Source organism: Streptomyces sp. NPDC058284, from assembly GCF_042881135.1.
GTDB lineage: Bacteria > Actinomycetota > Actinomycetes > Streptomycetales > Streptomycetaceae > Streptomyces.
Map to the genome: position 1 here is coordinate 105,163 of NZ_JBHVYE010000004.1, position 14,632 is coordinate 119,794.

At 69.2% G+C, this 14,632-nt stretch carries 11 protein-coding genes; 6 read left to right on the forward strand and 5 right to left on the reverse strand.

The window, feature by feature from the left end:
* Positions 1-89: 89 nt before the first annotated feature.
* The 3 genes from ACFVYR_RS08155 to ACFVYR_RS08165 all read right to left on the reverse strand — a co-directional run bounded on the left by ACFVYR_RS08155 (position 90) and on the right by ACFVYR_RS08165 (position 5,250).
* Complete coding sequence (locus tag ACFVYR_RS08155) at positions 90-1,577, reverse strand: Gfo/Idh/MocA family protein (RefSeq protein WP_384253196.1); 1,488 nt, start codon at positions 1,575-1,577, stop codon at positions 90-92.
* 199 nt (positions 1,578-1,776) lie between these two features.
* Entirely contained in the window at positions 1,777-4,725 is a 2,949-nt protein-coding gene (locus ACFVYR_RS08160) for an FAD-binding and (Fe-S)-binding domain-containing protein (RefSeq protein ID WP_384253194.1), read from the reverse strand.
* A gap of 81 nt (positions 4,726-4,806) precedes the next feature.
* Positions 4,807-5,250: a MarR family winged helix-turn-helix transcriptional regulator gene (locus ACFVYR_RS08165; RefSeq protein WP_384253191.1), complete on the reverse strand. Its 444-nt coding sequence runs from the start codon at positions 5,248-5,250 to the stop codon at positions 4,807-4,809.
* A gap of 94 nt (positions 5,251-5,344) precedes the next feature.
* On the opposite strand from ACFVYR_RS08165, the gene ACFVYR_RS08170 reads away from it, so the two are divergent.
* The 3 genes from ACFVYR_RS08170 (at position 5,345) to ACFVYR_RS08180 (ending at position 8,828) form a co-directional block, all read left to right on the forward strand.
* Positions 5,345-7,153, forward strand: coding sequence for an ABC transporter ATP-binding protein (locus tag ACFVYR_RS08170; RefSeq protein ID WP_384253188.1), 1,809 nt, complete (start codon positions 5,345-5,347; stop codon positions 7,151-7,153).
* Between the two features lie 43 nt (positions 7,154-7,196).
* Positions 7,197-8,009 carry an endolytic transglycosylase MltG gene (gene mltG, locus ACFVYR_RS08175; protein WP_384253186.1) on the forward strand — a complete coding sequence of 271 codons (813 nt, stop codon included), beginning with the start codon at positions 7,197-7,199 and terminating at the stop codon, positions 8,007-8,009.
* 117 nt (positions 8,010-8,126) lie between these two features.
* Complete coding sequence (locus ACFVYR_RS08180; protein WP_384253183.1) at positions 8,127-8,828, forward strand: antibiotic biosynthesis monooxygenase; 702 nt, start codon at positions 8,127-8,129, stop codon at positions 8,826-8,828.
* A gap of 27 nt (positions 8,829-8,855) precedes the next feature.
* On the opposite strand, the gene ACFVYR_RS08185 is transcribed toward ACFVYR_RS08180, so the two are convergent.
* Positions 8,856-9,914, reverse strand: coding sequence for an NAD(P)-binding domain-containing protein (locus ACFVYR_RS08185; protein WP_384253405.1), 1,059 nt, complete (start codon positions 9,912-9,914; stop codon positions 8,856-8,858).
* 162 nt (positions 9,915-10,076) lie between these two features.
* Here ACFVYR_RS08185 and ACFVYR_RS08190 point away from each other — a divergent pair, with 162 nt between their 5' ends.
* Positions 10,077-10,499: a secondary thiamine-phosphate synthase enzyme YjbQ gene (locus tag ACFVYR_RS08190; protein ID WP_384253180.1), complete on the forward strand. Its 423-nt coding sequence runs from the start codon at positions 10,077-10,079 to the stop codon at positions 10,497-10,499.
* Positions 10,500-10,532: 33 nt separating this feature from the next.
* Here the strand turns inward: ACFVYR_RS08190 and rsgA are convergent, their stop codons facing one another.
* Positions 10,533-11,621, reverse strand: a complete 1,089-nt coding sequence (gene rsgA, locus ACFVYR_RS08195; protein WP_384253177.1) for a ribosome small subunit-dependent GTPase A — start codon at positions 11,619-11,621, stop codon at positions 10,533-10,535.
* A 333-nt stretch (positions 11,622-11,954) separates the two neighbouring features.
* On the opposite strand from rsgA, the gene ACFVYR_RS08200 reads away from it, so the two are divergent.
* Complete coding sequence (locus ACFVYR_RS08200) at positions 11,955-13,616, forward strand: ABC transporter substrate-binding protein (protein ID WP_384253175.1); 1,662 nt, start codon at positions 11,955-11,957, stop codon at positions 13,614-13,616.
* Between the two features lie 56 nt (positions 13,617-13,672).
* Positions 13,673-14,599: an ABC transporter permease gene (locus ACFVYR_RS08205; protein WP_384253172.1), complete on the forward strand. Its 927-nt coding sequence runs from the start codon at positions 13,673-13,675 to the stop codon at positions 14,597-14,599.
* The last annotated feature ends 33 nt before the right edge of the window (positions 14,600-14,632 follow it).

Below are 14,632 nucleotides of genomic sequence, written 5' to 3' on the forward strand. Positions count from 1 at the left end.
TACCGACGCCGAGCCCACCCGGGCCCGCATCAAGTCCCGTGCCTCTTAGATCTTGCCCCCCGGTCGGCAGGGAGTCCCGGCTGCCTGCGTCACTCCTCCTTCGGCTTCTCCGAGTCCAGGCCCGGCCGGGCCTTCTTCCACAGGCCGCGCGTGAAGTCGGGGATCGCCTGCGGCGCGCCCTTCGCCTTGATCGACAGATGGCTGAGCGGCACGGGGGACGTCCAGGTCGCGGCGTCGTACACGTCGAAGTCCGGCACCAGACCGAGCCGCATGGTCTGCATCAGGCGGAAGATCATGATGTAGTCCATGCCGCCGTGCCCGCCGGGCGGGTTGGCATGCTCCTTCCACAACCAGTGGTCGAAGTCGGCGTACGCGGCGAAGTCGCCCCATTCGTCGTCCGTGTGGTCGGGCTCGATGTAGATGCGCTCCGGGTAGTCCTCGAAGACGCCCCGTGTGCCGCCGAGGCTGTTGATGCGGCTGTAGGGATGGGGCGTGGAGACGTCATGCTCCAGACGGATGACCCGCCCCTTCGCCGTCTGGACGAGGCTGATCGTGCGGTCGCTCTCGATGTACGTCTCCTTCCAGCTCGGGTCACCCGCGGGCATGTGTTCCTTGCGGTACTGGGCGAGGCCGAGGGAGGGCGTTCCGAAGCTGGAGATGTGCGTGACGCGGTCACCGCGGTTGACGTCCATGTAGTTGGCGACCGGGCCGAAGCCGTGGTTCGGGTAGAGGTCGCCGCGCAGTCGGGTGTGCCACAGGCGCCGCCAGGGACCCTCGTAGTAGTCGGGGTCGAACATGAGGCCGCGCAGGTCGTGGTTGTAAGCGCCCGCGCCGTGCAGCAGATCGCCGAACTTGCCCGCGTGCGCCATCCGCAGGACACGCATCTCGTTCTTCCCGTAACAGCAGTTCTCGAGCTGCATGCAGTGTCTGCGGGTGCGCTCGGAGAGGTCCACGAGCTCCCACAGCTCGTCCAGCCGCAGGGCGATGGGGCACTCCACGCCGACGTGCTTGCCGTTCAGCATCGCCGACTTGGCCATCTCGAAGTGGAAGTCCCAGGGCGACGCCACGTACACGAAGTCGATGTCCCCGCGCTTGCACAGGTTCTCGTAGTCGTGTTCGCCCTTGGTGTACGTCGCCGGTGCGGGCTGGCCCGCGGCCGTGACCTTCTTCGCGGCCGCCGCGGTCTTCTCCTTGACCGGGTCGCAGAGCGCGACGACGCGGACGCCCGGTATCGCGAGGAACAGGTCGATCATGCTGCCGCCGCGGTTGCCGAGCCCGATGATCCCGACCCGGACCGTGGAGCGCCGCTGGAACGGCACGCCGATCATGGTCTTGCCCCGACGGGCAGGGCTCTGAGCCGTGTCCGACACGGCGTTGGCCGCGGCGGCGGGGGTGCCGGCGGCCGGGGTTTCGGCGTGCGCCGTGCCGCCCGCGAAGGCGCCGACCCCCAGGCCGGCGCCGGCGAGGCCCGCGGTCCGGAGCACCGTGCGGCGCGAGCGGCCGCTTCCCCTCGCGCCCTCGGCGGAGTCGTCGGGGTGGGCGCCGTCAGGCGTCGGTGTCGCGTTCTCGTCGTGCATCGGACCTCCGTAGCTCAAAGGCGGCTGGTCTCTGCCACTGGGGCGGAAGCCACCCTTACGGGGGTGCGAGCGGGGCGCAAGGGACTGAAGTGGTCGGGCAGTTGGACTTATCGGACCGGTGCCGGTGCCGGTGCCGGTGCCGGTGTTGGTACCGGTGCCGGTACCCGTACCAGGAGCAGTGCCAGGGCCAGCGCCTCCGTCAGTACCTGGGCTCTTCGGGCGCCGTAGGGCGGGTCGCGCGCTCCAGCTCCAGGAGCACGGAGTAGTAGCCGCGGCCCGTCGCGTGGTCCATGCCGACCTCACACATGCGGTTGGCCGAGAGATGGGCGTCGAAGGAGCGGGACAGGACCTCCGCGGCCTCCTTGCGCGTGGCCGACTCCGTGAGCTCCTTGTGCAGCATGCCGCGGTCGCCCGCGAAGGCACAGCAGCCGGTGTCGTCCGGGACCACCACCTCGTCCGCGCATGCCTCGGCCACGGTACGGAGCCGCGCCTCGTCGCCGAGGTGCTGCATGGAGCAGGTGGGATGCAACACGGCGGAACCGACCGTGCGGCGCACCGTCAGACGCGGAAGGAGTTCGTCGGCGGCCCAGACGATCGAGTCGACGACGGTCAGCTCGCGGTGCAGCTCGCGGTTGTGCGGTGTCAGATAGGGCACGACCTCGTGCGCGATGCCGAGCGTGCAGGACGAGGCGTCGACGACCAGGGGCAGGCGGCCGCCCGCGGTCCAGCCCCAGACCGCGTCGACGATGCGGTTGGCCATGATCCTGTTGCCCGCCTCGTACCCCTTGGAGTGCCAGATCGTCGCGCAGCACGTGCCCGCGACGTCGTCCGGGATCCAGACCGGCCGCCCCGCGCGCGCGGAGACGGCGACCACGGCCTGCGCCAGGGAGAGGTCGCCGGGGCCGCCGAAGATGCGGTTGACGCACGCCGGGTAGTAGACGGCCGCGGCGTCCACGCGCCTGGTACGCGGCAGCCTGCGCGCGGCTGCTCCGGGGATCCGCGGCAGCCACTCGGGGACGAGGTCGGGGCGCACGGCCTTGCGGGCGGCGCGGGTCACCGCGGTGAGCAGGCGGTCACCGATCCTGTCGGCGGCGGCCACCGCGAGCCGGGCGGACGCCTCGACGGCCTTGAAGTTCTTCGCGGCGAACGCGGCCGTCCTCTCCTCGCGCGGCGAGTGCCGCGCATGCCGGAAGTTCTTCATCAGGGCACCCGTGTCGATGCCGACGGGACAGGCGATCCCGCAGGTCGAGTCGCCCGCGCAGGTGTCCACGGCGTCGTAGCCGTACGCCTCGACGAGGCCGTCCTCGACCGGGGAGCCCGCGGGCTGGCGCACCATTTCGCGGCGCAGCACGATGCGCTGGCGCGGCGTCGTGGTCAAGTCACCGCTGGGGCAGGTCGGTTCGCAGAAGCCGCACTCGATGCAGGGGTCGGCGATCAGCTCCACCTTGGGGATGGTCTTGAGGCCGCGCAGATGGGCCTTCGGGTCACGGTCGAGGACGATGCGCGGAGCGAGGATCCCGTCCGGATCGATGACCTGTTTCGTGCGCCACATCAATTCCGTTGCCCGGGGCCCCCATTCGAGTTCCAGAAACGGTGCGATGTTGCGGCCCGTGGCGTGCTCGGCCTTGAGCGAACCGTCGAATCGCTCGACGGTCAGGCGGCAGAACGCGTCCATGAAGGCGGCGTAGCGCTCCACGTCGGAGGGGACCGCAGCGTCGAAGGCGAGCAGGAAGTGGAGGTTGCCGTGCGCCGCGTGGCCCGCGACGGCGGCGTCGAAGCCGTGCCGGGTCTGGAGATCGAGGAGCGCCTCGCAGGCCTCGGCGAGCCGGCCCGGCGGAACCGCGAAGTCCTCCGTGATCAGTGTCGTCCCCGAGGGGCGCGAGCCGCCGACGGCGGTGACGAACGCCTTGCGCGCCTTCCAGTAACCACCGATCGTCTTCGCGTCGCGCGTGAACGTGTTGGTCACCGAGGCGACGGGTGCGACGAGTTCGAGTCCTTCGAGAGCCCGCGCGGCGGCCGACTCGTACGCGGTCTGGGCGGCCTCGTCCGGAGCGCGGAACTCCACGAGGAGGGCCGCCGTCGACTTCGGAAGGCCGGCCCAGTCGGCGGGCACCCCCTGAACGCTCACCGAAGCGCGCAGGGTGTTGCCGTCCATCAGCTCGACGGCGAGCGCGCCCGCCGCGTTGAACAGCGGAACCGCGGCGGCGGCAGCGGGCAGCGAGGGGAAGAAGAGGAGGGCGGTGCTCGTGTGCCGGTCCAGCGGCAACGTGTCGAAGACGATCTCGGAGATGAAGCCGAAGGTGCCTTCGGAACCGACCATCAGGCCGCGCAGGATCTCCACGGGGGTCGAGCCGTCGAGGAAGGCGTCCAGGCGGTAGCCGTTGGTGTTCTTGATCTCGTACTTGGCGCGGATGCGGGCCACCAGCGCGGCGTCGGCCTCGATCTCACGCTTGATCGCCAGCAGGCCCTCGCACAGCGCCGGTTCCGCGCGGGCCAGCTGTGCGTCGGCGTCCTCTTCGGCCGTGTCCACGACCGTTCCGGAGGGGAGGACGAAGGTCAGCGAGGCCACCGTGCGGTAGGAGTTGCGGGTGGTGCCCGCGGTCATGCCCGAGGCGTTGTTCGCGACGACGCCACCGACGGTGCAGGCGATGGCGCTCGCAGGGTCGGGGCCGAGCACCCGGCCGAACCGGGCGAGAGCGGCGTTGGCGCGCACGACCGTCGTGCCGGGTCCGATGCGGGCCCGCTCGCCGGCACCGAGCACCTCGACGCCCGACCAGTGCTTGCGCACGTCGACCAGGATGTCCTCGCCCTGGGCCTGGCCGTTCAGTGACGTGCCCGCCGCCCGGAAGACCACGTCGCGGCCTCTGCCGTGCGCGTACGAGAGGACGGCGGACACGTCGTCGATGTCCTCGGGGACGACCACGACCTGCGGCACGAAGCGGTAGGGGCTGGCGTCCGAGGCGTACCGCACCAGGTCGGAGACGTGCGTCAGGACCTTCTCCGCGCCGAGCAGCGCGGTCAGTTCGGAGCGCAGCGGCTCCGGTGTGCCCGGGGCCAGCCGGTCCGGCACCCGGTCGTGGGACGGGCCCCGCGTGCGCGAGGCGGGACCGGGGCGCAGGGCGTCCGGCTCGGGCTCCAGCAGTGGCATGAGCACTCCTCGGCGGTTGCGGCGGCCCGCCCATCGCCCTCGGCACGGGTACCGGCGGCGATGTGCGGTGGACCGATGGTGTCAGCAGCGGCGGACGTCCGGCACATCGAACAACGCATTCAGCAGGATGCCCAGCTGTGCGCGCTGCTCGGTGTCCAGCGGGGCCAGAACGTCCTCCGCGGCGGCCCGGCGCACGCCGCGCAGCTCGCCGAGGGCCTTGAGTCCCGCGTCGGTCAGTTCGATGCGGATCACCCGGCGGTTGGTGGGGTCGGGCGCGCGTCGTACGAGATCGGCCGCCTCCAGGCCGTCGACCAGGGTGGTCACGGCGCGGGGCACGACTTCGAGGCGCTCGGCGAGATCGGCCATGCGTGGCGGGGTCTCGTAGTGCGCGAGGGTGCGCAGCAGGCGGGACTGGGCGGGGGTGATGCCGGTCGGCCCCAGATGGCGTTTCTGGATCCGCTGCAGCCTGCGGGTCAGCCGCAGCAGCTGTTCGGCGAGCAGGCCGTCGGGGTCCGGGGTGTTCATGCGAGAACTTTATCAGGACCTTGTGCATTGTGAGTATAGGTAACAGTGAGCTATGCTCCCTGAGTCATCGTCGTCCGAGATCCCGAAGGAGCCCATGCGCCACGACGAACCCGCCTGGACGCCGCAGCCCTCAGCCCCCGGCGAGGAGCCGCAGCCGCGCCAGATGCGCCGCATCCTCCGCCTCTTCCGTCCCTACCGCGGCCGCCTCGCGATCGTCGGCCTGCTGGTCTGTGCCGCCTCGCTCGTCTCGGTCGCGACCCCCTTCCTGCTCAAGGAGATCCTCGACACCGCCCTGCCGCAAGGGCGTACGGGCCTGCTGAGCCTGCTCGCGCTCGGCATGATCCTCAGCGCGGTCGTCACCAGTGTTCTCGGTGTCCTGCAGACCCTGATCAGTACGTCCGTGGGGCAGCGCGTCATGCACGACCTGCGCACCGCGGTCTACGGCCGGCTGCAGAGCATGTCGCTGGCCTTCTTCACGCGCACCCGCACGGGCGAGGTCCAGTCCCGGATCGCCAATGACATCGGCGGCATGCAGGCGACGGTCACCTCCACCGCCACGTCACTGGTCTCCAACCTCACGAGCGTGATCGCGACGGTCGTCGCCATGCTCGCCCTGGACTGGCGGCTCACCGTCGTCTCGCTGCTGCTCCTGCCGGTCTTCGTGTGGATCAGCCGCCGCGTCGGCCGCGAGCGCAAGAAGATCGCCACACAGCGCCAGAAGCAGATGGCAGTGATGGCCGCGACGGTGACCGAATCGCTCTCCGTGAGCGGCATCCTCCTCGGCCGCACGATGGGCCGCGCCGACTCCCTCACCAAATCCTTCGCCGACGAGTCGGAGCAATTGGTCGACCTGGAGATCCGGTCGAACATGGCGGGCCGCTGGCGTATGGCCGTCATCTCGATCGTCATGGCCGCCATGCCCGCGGTCATCTACTGGACGGCTGGCCTCGCCTTCCGGATGGGCGGCCCGACCGTCTCGATCGGCACGCTCGTCGCCTTCGTCTCGCTCCAGCAGGGCCTGTTCCGGCCGACGGTGAGCCTGCTCTCCACCGGCGTGCAGATCCAGACCTCGCTCGCGCTCTTCCAGCGCATCTTCGAATACCTCGACCTGCCCATCGACATCACCGAACCCGAGAAGCCGGTGCACCTCGACAGGATCAAGGGTGAGATCCGCTTCGAGGACGTCGAATTCCACTACGACGAGAAGTCGGGCCCCACGCTCCAGGGCATCGACATCGAGATACCCGCGGGCGGCAGCCTGGCCGTGGTGGGCCCCACCGGCTCCGGAAAGTCGACCCTGAGCCACCTCGTCCCCCGGCTCTACGACGTCACGGGAGGCCGCGTCACCCTCGACGGCGTCGACGTGCGCGATCTCGACTTCGACACCCTCGCGCGCGCCGTCGGCGTCGTCTCCCAGGAGACCTACCTCTTCCACTCCTCGGTCGCCGACAACCTCCGCTTCGCCAAGCCGGACGCCACCGACGAGGAGCTGGTCACGGCGGCGCGCGCCGCCCAGATCCATGACCACATCGCGTCCCTCCCCGACGGGTACGACACGGTCGTCGGCGAGCGCGGCCACCGCTTCTCGGGTGGCGAGAAACAGCGCCTCGCCATCGCCCGCACCATTCTTCGCGACCCTCCGGTCCTCATCCTCGACGAAGCGACCAGCGCCCTGGACAACCGCACGGAGCGGGCGGTGCAGGAAGCCATCGACGCCCTCTCCGCCGACCGGACCACCCTCACCATCGCCCACCGGCTCTCCACCGTGCGGGGTGCCGACCAGATCGTCGTCCTGGACGGCGGGCGCACCGTCGAGCGCGGTACCCATGAGGAGCTCCTGGAGCGCGACGGCCGTTATGCGGCCCTCGTCCGCAGGGACGCCCAACTGGAGCCCGCGACATGAAGATATGTCCGGAATGTAAGCATTGGCGGGTTACCGTGCCTGCATGCAGACCAAGACTCCGCGACGTGGCACGATTCGACTGACGCGGCGGGGCCGGATCGCCCTGATCGCGACCGGAGCCGCCGCTGCGGCCGCCGCCGTGGCGGTGCCGTTGCTGCTGCCCGATGACGACGCCGGGCCCGACTCCCTCACCATCCCCGAGGGATGGCGTTCAGGTCAGGTGTACGCCGCTGTGGACAAGGCCCTCGGCGTCCCCGCGGGCACCACGAAGAAGGCCGTCCCGAAGGCAGCCCTGAAACTTCCCGGCGAGGCGCGCGGCAACCCCGAGGGATATCTCTTCCCGGCCACATACCCGATCAGTGCCGAATCGACCCCGGAATCCGTCCTCTCGTTCATGGTGAACACGGCGAACAAGAAGTTCGGCGGCGGCCACGTCACGGCGGGAGCCGGCCAGACTCCCGTGAACGGCTACCAGACGGTCACGATCGCGAGCATGATCGAGGCCGAGGCGGGCTCCAAGGAGGAGATGGGCAAGGTCGCCCGGGTCATCCACAACCGCCTCGAACGCGGTATGCCGCTCCAGATGGACTCCACGATCAACTACGCGCTCAACCGCTCCACACTGGCCACCAGCGAACGCGACACGAAGCTCGACAGCCCGTACAACACCTACGCGCGCATGGGCCTGCCGCCCACGCCGATCGGCAACCCCGGCGAGGCGGCCGTGCGGGCGGCGGCGAACCCGACGCCGGGGAACTGGTTGTACTTCGTGACCGTCAAGCCAGGAGACACACGTTTCACACCGAGCTTCGAGGAACACCAGAAGAACGTGGGGGAGTTCAACAAGGCGAAGTAGCAGGAGCCCAGGGGGGAGATCTCCTGCTCGCCGGATCGGCTGCGCCTTGACCTCAACCGTGGTTCAGGTACAACGCTTTTCACTGATCATGACGCTCAGTTGCAGGAGGAGCCGACCATGGCCGCACCGATAGCACGTGCCTTTCCCGACGTCCGGCGCGCGGATGCCGGCACGATCCTCGTCAGTTCGTGGACCCTGCCGGCCCCAGGGGTCCAGAAGCAGGCCGCGGACCTCGTGATCGAGGAGTGGGAGCAGCAGGAGCGCCCGGCGGGCATGCTCTCGTTCACCACGTTCCTGAGCGAGAACGGCCGCGAGGTCCTCAACTACGCGCAGTGGACGGATGACGACTCCTACCGGGAATGGGCGCGTGCGGCCCGACGGCCCGAGGGCATGAGCAAGGTCGACCGTATGGTCCTGGGCATCGAGCGCCCCGGCCAGGTGCGCTACGGGCTCTACCGCAGCTACGCACCCGATGAGGGACCGGACGGGGCGCCGGGCGCGCTGGTCACGCCCACGTTCGAGACGACCGGGCCGGACAGCCAGCGTGCCTTCGTCGACAACGTCATCGCGATCCTGGAGCGCACCCGCCCACCGGGGCTGCTCGCCGCGCACTTCCACACGAGCAAGGACGGCCGACGGGTGCTCAACCACGCGGAATGGCGGGACATGTCGGCCTGGCGCCGCTTCGCCGAGGGCGGGGGAACCGTGGAACTGGGCACGATGATCGAGGCCCTGGACGGCGTCACTCCGGCCCCCACCCGGCCCAGCGTGCCGCGCTACCTCCCGTACAAGAGCCTGGTTAACGTCGCCGCACCCTGAACCGGCCGCCGGGGCGTCGCAGCCGCCTCACACCGTGACCGGCGCCTCCGCCAGCAACCGCTGGATGTCGCGCACCGCCGCGCGGCCCGCACGGTTGGCCCCGATCGTGCTGGCCGAGGGCCCGTACCCCACCAGATGGACGCGCGGGTCGGCGGCGGCCCGGGTGCCTTCCAGTCGGATGCCGCCGCCCGTCTCGCGCAGCCGCAGGGGCGCGAGGTGCTCGATGGCCGCGCGGAAGCCCGTCGCCCAAAGAATGACGTCGGCGTCGATGCGGCGCCCGTCGTCCCATTCGACGCCGGTCGGCGTGATCCGGTCGAACATCGGCAGCCGGTCGAGGACGCCGTCGGCCCGTGCCTGCCGGATCGCGTCGTTCACGGGCAGTCCCGTCACGGAGACCACACTCCGCGGCGGCAGGCCCTGACGCACGCGCTCTTCGACCATGGCTACCGCCGCACGCCCCCAGTCCTCGTCGAACGGGCCCTCCCGGAACACCGGGGGACGCCGGGTGACCCAGGTGGTCGCGGCCGCGTACGGGGCCATCTCCATGAGGTGCTGCGTTCCGGACGCGCCGCCGCCCACGACGACGACCCGCAGGCCCTTGAAAGCCTTGGGACCAGGGTAGATCGCCGTGTGCAACTGCCGCCCCAGGAAGGTATCCTGGCCCGGGTAGCGCGGCCAGAACGGCCGGTCCCAGGTGCCTGTTGCGTTGATCAGCGCGCGCGTCGACCAGGTGCCCGCCGAGGTCTCGACGAGGAGCCTGCCGCCGTCGCCCTCCCGGACCTTGTGCACGTCGACGGGGCGCCGCACCCGCAGGCCGAAGCGGCGCTCGTACTCGTCGAAGTACTCCCCGATGACCTGCGAGGACGGTCGTGCGGGGTCGGCGCCCCGCAGCTCCATCCCGGGGAGCGCGTGCATGCCGTGCACCTTCCCGTACGTCAGGGAAGGCCATCGGAACTGCCAGGCTCCGCCGGGGCGGGGCGCGTGATCCAGGACCACGAAGTCCCTGTCCGGCTCGAAGCCGACCCGCCTCAGGTGGTAGGCGCCGGACAGGCCCGCCTGCCCGGCGCCGATGACGACCACGTCCACGTCCGCGTCCTGTGGCGCCTGCGCCGCCTGTGCGGGCTGTGCCGTCTCCTGGGCGGGCGCCGCGTCTCGTACCCCGATGTCGTTCACGTTTCTACCAACCTCATCGGGGTCCGGGATCTTCCCGCCCGGCGGACGCAGCGCGTCATGGGGGAGGATGGCGGTATGTCCGATGCATTCACCACCCGGGTCCTGCAGGTCACCACCGGTTCGTCCGAGACGGTCGTCGACCTCACCTCCGACTGCGAGGCATTCCTGCGCGAGACGGCGGGCGACCGCGACGGTCTCCTCAACATCTTCGTGCCGCACGCCACCGCGGGGATCGCCGTCCTCGAGACGGGCGCGGGCAGCGACGACGACCTGCTCGCCGCGCTGCACACGCTGCTCCCCGCCGACGACCGCTGGCAGCACCGCCACGGCAGTCCGGGCCACGGCCGTGACCACGTCCTGCCCGCGCTGGTCCCACCGCACGCGACCCTGCCGGTCGTGAACGGAAGCCTGGAACTGGGGACCTGGCAGTCGGTGTGCCTGGTCGACACCAATGTCGACAATCCCGACCGCCGGGTCCGGCTGAGCTTCCTGGGCTGAGCCGCCCCTTCCCGGGCTCGGCGCCCGGCATCCTCAGGAGCGGTCGCCCCGCTTCCAGTGCCGCCGGACCTCGTCGCGCTGCCGTGCGTCGATGCGGTCCGCGATCCACTCGTTCTCCGCCGTCAGCTTGCGGTAGCTCTCCAGGCGGCGTTGGGAGAGTTCACCCTCGGCCACCGCCGCCAGGACGGCGCAGCGTGGTTCCGACGTGTGGGAGCAGTCGTGGAAGCGGCAGGTTTCGGCCAGGCCCTCGACGTCGGAGAAGAGCAGGGAGAGGCCGCGCGCGGCGTCCCACAGACCGACGCCGCGCAGCCCCGGGGTGTCGATCAGCGTCCCGCCCTTGGGCAGTACGAGCAGGTCGCGGCGGGTCGTGGTGTGCCGGCCCTTGCCGTCGCTGTCCCGCGCGGCCCTCACCTCCTGGAGCTCACGGCCGACGAGCACGTTGGCGAGAGTGGACTTTCCGGCGCCGGACTGCCCGAGGAGCACCGAGGTGCCGTCGCTGAGCCGGGTGGCCAACTCCTCGACGCCCGCGCCGGTCTGTGCGCTGACGGCGAGAACCGGGACGTCCGGAGCGGCGTCGCGGATGTCGTCCGCCAGGAAGCGGAGGGTCTCCGGTTCGTGGACCAGGTCGGACTTGGTCATCACGACCACCGGCTGGGCTCCGCACTCCCAGCCGAGGGCCAGGAAGCGTTCGACCCTCTCCAGCTCCAGTTCCACGGCGAGCGACACGGCGATCACCGCGTAGTCGATATTGGTCGCGAGGACCTGCCCTTCGGACCGCTTGGACGAAGTGGACCGTACGAAAGCAGTACGGCGCGGCAGCAGAACGCGTACGTCCGCCGGTTCGGTCCTGGCATCCACGGCCACCCAGTCCCCGGCGCAGACGGCCCACATCGGATCGCGTGAGGCGATGGGAGCCGGATCGGCGTCCAGGGTCAGGGCCGAGGAGCCGTCCGCGGAGAGCGTCACCACTTCGCAGCGGCCGCGGTCCACGCGGATGACGCGACCGGGCAGCAGCCCCTTGGGCGCGTGCGGGGCGAAATCCGCTTCGACTCGGTTGTTCCAGCCGTACTCCGCGAGTGGGTGAGAGGCAGCGAGTTCTTCGGGTTCTGCAAGTTCGGTCAACGGTTCAGCCCTTCGAGAAGCGCGTCGTCCGAGCCTACCGACGGGGCGGGGCGCTGCCAACAGAATCCGCTGCCGGACAGGTTCTGTAAGCATTCTGCTTATGCCGGGCTAAGTCCGTGCGCTGAACGGGAGTTCAACACCGTACTGAAACGCGTGTCAACGCATTGCCCGCGGTGGACCGTCGCCAATTACCCGCGCGTTTCCGTGGCGCGGACTTCGCTTCCGATTACTCCCGATAAGCAACATGCCGCAGCACTGTGTGATGCAAACGTGACGTGATTCCGGTGGCTCAACGCCCCGCCCGCCTCCAATAGTTGGCCGCCGGTGGGTGGGATGACGAAGGAGGCAGGCGACTGCATGCGTGGCAGCGGGAGAATTACTTGGGCCGCGGGGGCCGTGGCCCTCGCCCTGGCGGTGACGGCTTGTGGGGGAGAAGGCCAGAACCAGGGATCCGCCGAAGGCGGGACCTTCCGGTTCGGCCTGACCGAACCGGCCTCGATCGACCCCGGACTGGCGTCGGAGACCACGGGGCTGATCGTCTCCGAGGTGGTGTTCACCGGTCTCTACCGAGTGACCCCCAAGGGGGAGATGGAGCCTCGGCTCGCCACGGCGGCCAGCACCAATAAAGACTGCACCCAGTGGAAGTTCTCCGTGAAGAGCGGTACGAAGTTCACCAATGGTGAACCCGTCGACGCCGCGGCATTCGTGCGCGGCTGGAACCGCTCCGTCAACCCGGAACTGGCGTCCGACGTGTCGTACCACCTTGATGGAATCGTCGGGTACGACAAGGTGCGCAGCGGAAAGGCGAAGCGGCTCAGCGGATTGACCGCGCCCGACGCCACGTCGTTGCGGGTCGACCTCACGAACAGCGATTGCGAATTCGACAAGAAGACCGCGCACACGGTGTTCAGCCCGATTCCCAAGGTCGCCGAGGCCGACGGGTACAAGAAGTTCGCGGACCAGCCGATCGGGAACGGCCCGTTCAAGATGGCGGGCAAGTGGGATCACAACAAGAAGATCTCCCTGGTCCGGAACGACGGGTACGGGCTCAAGAAGGCCAAGATCGGCCGGGTCGACATCACACTGCTCAACGATCAGAGCATGTTTGATCTCGAATACCAGGGATTCCAGACGGGTCTCTTCGACTACGCGCACATCCCGCCGGGGCAACTGCGGTCCGCCGAGGCCAAGTTCAAGGCCTCGGGAAAGTGGCTGACCCAGGATGTGAACGGCATGAACTACCTGCTGCCGATCACCGACCAGGGACCGCTCAAGAGCAGGGATGCCCGCCTCGCGGTCTCGTACGCCATCGACCGCAAGGCCATCACCGAAGGCCTCTACAAGGGCTATCAGCGTCCGGCGTCCTCGATCGTCCCGCCCGCGCTGCCGAAGTCGTACCAGGACAAGCTGTGCGCGTCCTGTCTGAAGCCCGACGCCAAGAAGGCCAAGGCGCACGCGAAGGCGGCGGGTCTCAAGCCGGGCGACGAGTTGTCCATCGTCTTCAACACCGGTGTCGGACACGACCAGTGGATCCAGGCGGTCGCCAAACAGCTCGAGGACACCCTCGGGCTCAAGGTGAAGCTCCAGGGCAAATCCTTCAGGGAAGGGCTCGAGGCCGAACAGAGCGCGGACGCCACGGGCCTGTTCCGGTACTCGTGGGGCGCCGACTACCCGACGCCCGACAACTACCTGTACCCGCTCCTGCACTCCGGTTCGATCGCCAAGGACGAGAACGGCGAGGTCAAGGGCGACAACCGCAGCCGCTATCACAACCCCGCGTTCGACAAGCTCGTCGACCGGGCGCGCGCCACGAAGGACGAGAAGCGGCGGACGGCCATCTACAAGCAGGCCGAGAAGATCGCCATGGACGACATGGCACTCATCCCCACGTTCCACCGGAGCGAGTACCGCTTGGTGGCGAAGGACAAGTTCAACGGGCTCGACGCCCTTTCCTTCGGGGAGACGCCGTATCTCGAAGGGATCTCCCTGAAGTAACGGAAGATGGGGAGCACGCGCGGAAGTGAAGAACCGGCAGAGGGAGAGGACACAATATGGGGCGCTTCGTTGCCCGTCGTTTCGGGCAGATGCTGATCGTCCTCATAGGCGCGACCATTGTTCTCTTCGTCTGCCTCTTCGTGCTCCCGGGCGATCCGATCGGCTCACTCGCCGGTGGTGAGAACGCCCATGACCCGGTCGTGGTGGCCGAACTGCGGGAGCGCTACGGCCTGGGTCAGCCGTTCTACGAGCAGTACTTCCACTACCTCGGCAGGCTGCTCACCGGCGACCTCGGCGAAGACTATGTGCAGCGAAGGGAAGTCAGCGAAATCCTCGCTCCCAAGCTGTGGAACACCGCGCAGCTCGCCCTGGCGGCCATCGTCATCAATATCGCCGTCGGAGTGCCTGTCGGCGTGCTTGCGGCCCTTCGCAAATACAGCATCTGGGATGTCTCGGCGACCTTCGTCTCCACGCTGACCATCGGATTCCCGACCTTCGTGATCGGCTTCCTGCTGCAGAAGTTCTTCGTCGTCGAACTGGGCTGGTTCCCGCTGCTGAGCACCGGGAACATCGAGTCCCTGGTGCTGCCCGCGGTGACACTGGCCATCGTCGACGCGGCGCTCGTGGCCCGCCTGATGCGCGGGACGATGCTGGAGGTGCTGCAGGCGGACTACATCAAGACCGCCGTCGCCAAGGGGCTGCCGCCCAGAACGGTGCTGTTCAAGCACGTGCTGCGGAACTCCATCATCCCGGTCGTCACCTACCTCGGCATCTCCCTCGGCCTGCTGATGGGCGGAGCCCTGATCGCCGAGGCGATCTTCAACTGGGACGGCGTCGGGCTCGCCCTGGTCAACGCGGTCCGCCAGCAGAACAACCCCGTCGTCCTGGGCGTGGTGACGTACGGGATCGCCGTCTTCGTCGTCCTGAGCCTGCTGGTGGACCTGCTGTGCGCGGCGCTCGACCCGCGCATCCGGGAAAGCTGACCGCCCGACCCGCTGCCGGCCCGAACGTGGCTT

What these genes read in the sequence shown, in the direction of transcription:
- ACFVYR_RS08180 (WP_384253183.1), top strand. Translation starts at nt 8,127, where the DNA reads ATGGCCGCACCGATAGCACGTGCCTTTCCCGACGTCCGGCGCGCGGAT.
- ACFVYR_RS08205 (WP_384253172.1), top strand. Translation starts at nt 13,673, where the DNA reads ATGGGGCGCTTCGTTGCCCGTCGTTTCGGGCAGATGCTGATCGTCCTC.
- ACFVYR_RS08190 (WP_384253180.1), top strand. Translation starts at nt 10,077, where the DNA reads ATGTCCGATGCATTCACCACCCGGGTCCTGCAGGTCACCACCGGTTCG.
- ACFVYR_RS08155 (WP_384253196.1), bottom strand. Translation starts at nt 1,577, where the DNA reads ATGCACGACGAGAACGCGACACCGACGCCTGACGGCGCCCACCCCGAC.
- ACFVYR_RS08160 (WP_384253194.1), bottom strand. Translation starts at nt 4,725, where the DNA reads ATGCCACTGCTGGAGCCCGAGCCGGACGCCCTGCGCCCCGGTCCCGCC.
- ACFVYR_RS08170 (WP_384253188.1), top strand. Translation starts at nt 5,345, where the DNA reads ATGCGCCACGACGAACCCGCCTGGACGCCGCAGCCCTCAGCCCCCGGC.
- ACFVYR_RS08165 (WP_384253191.1), bottom strand. Translation starts at nt 5,250, where the DNA reads ATGAACACCCCGGACCCCGACGGCCTGCTCGCCGAACAGCTGCTGCGG.
- mltG (WP_384253186.1), top strand. Translation starts at nt 7,197, where the DNA reads ATGCAGACCAAGACTCCGCGACGTGGCACGATTCGACTGACGCGGCGG.
- ACFVYR_RS08200 (WP_384253175.1), top strand. Translation starts at nt 11,955, where the DNA reads ATGACGAAGGAGGCAGGCGACTGCATGCGTGGCAGCGGGAGAATTACT.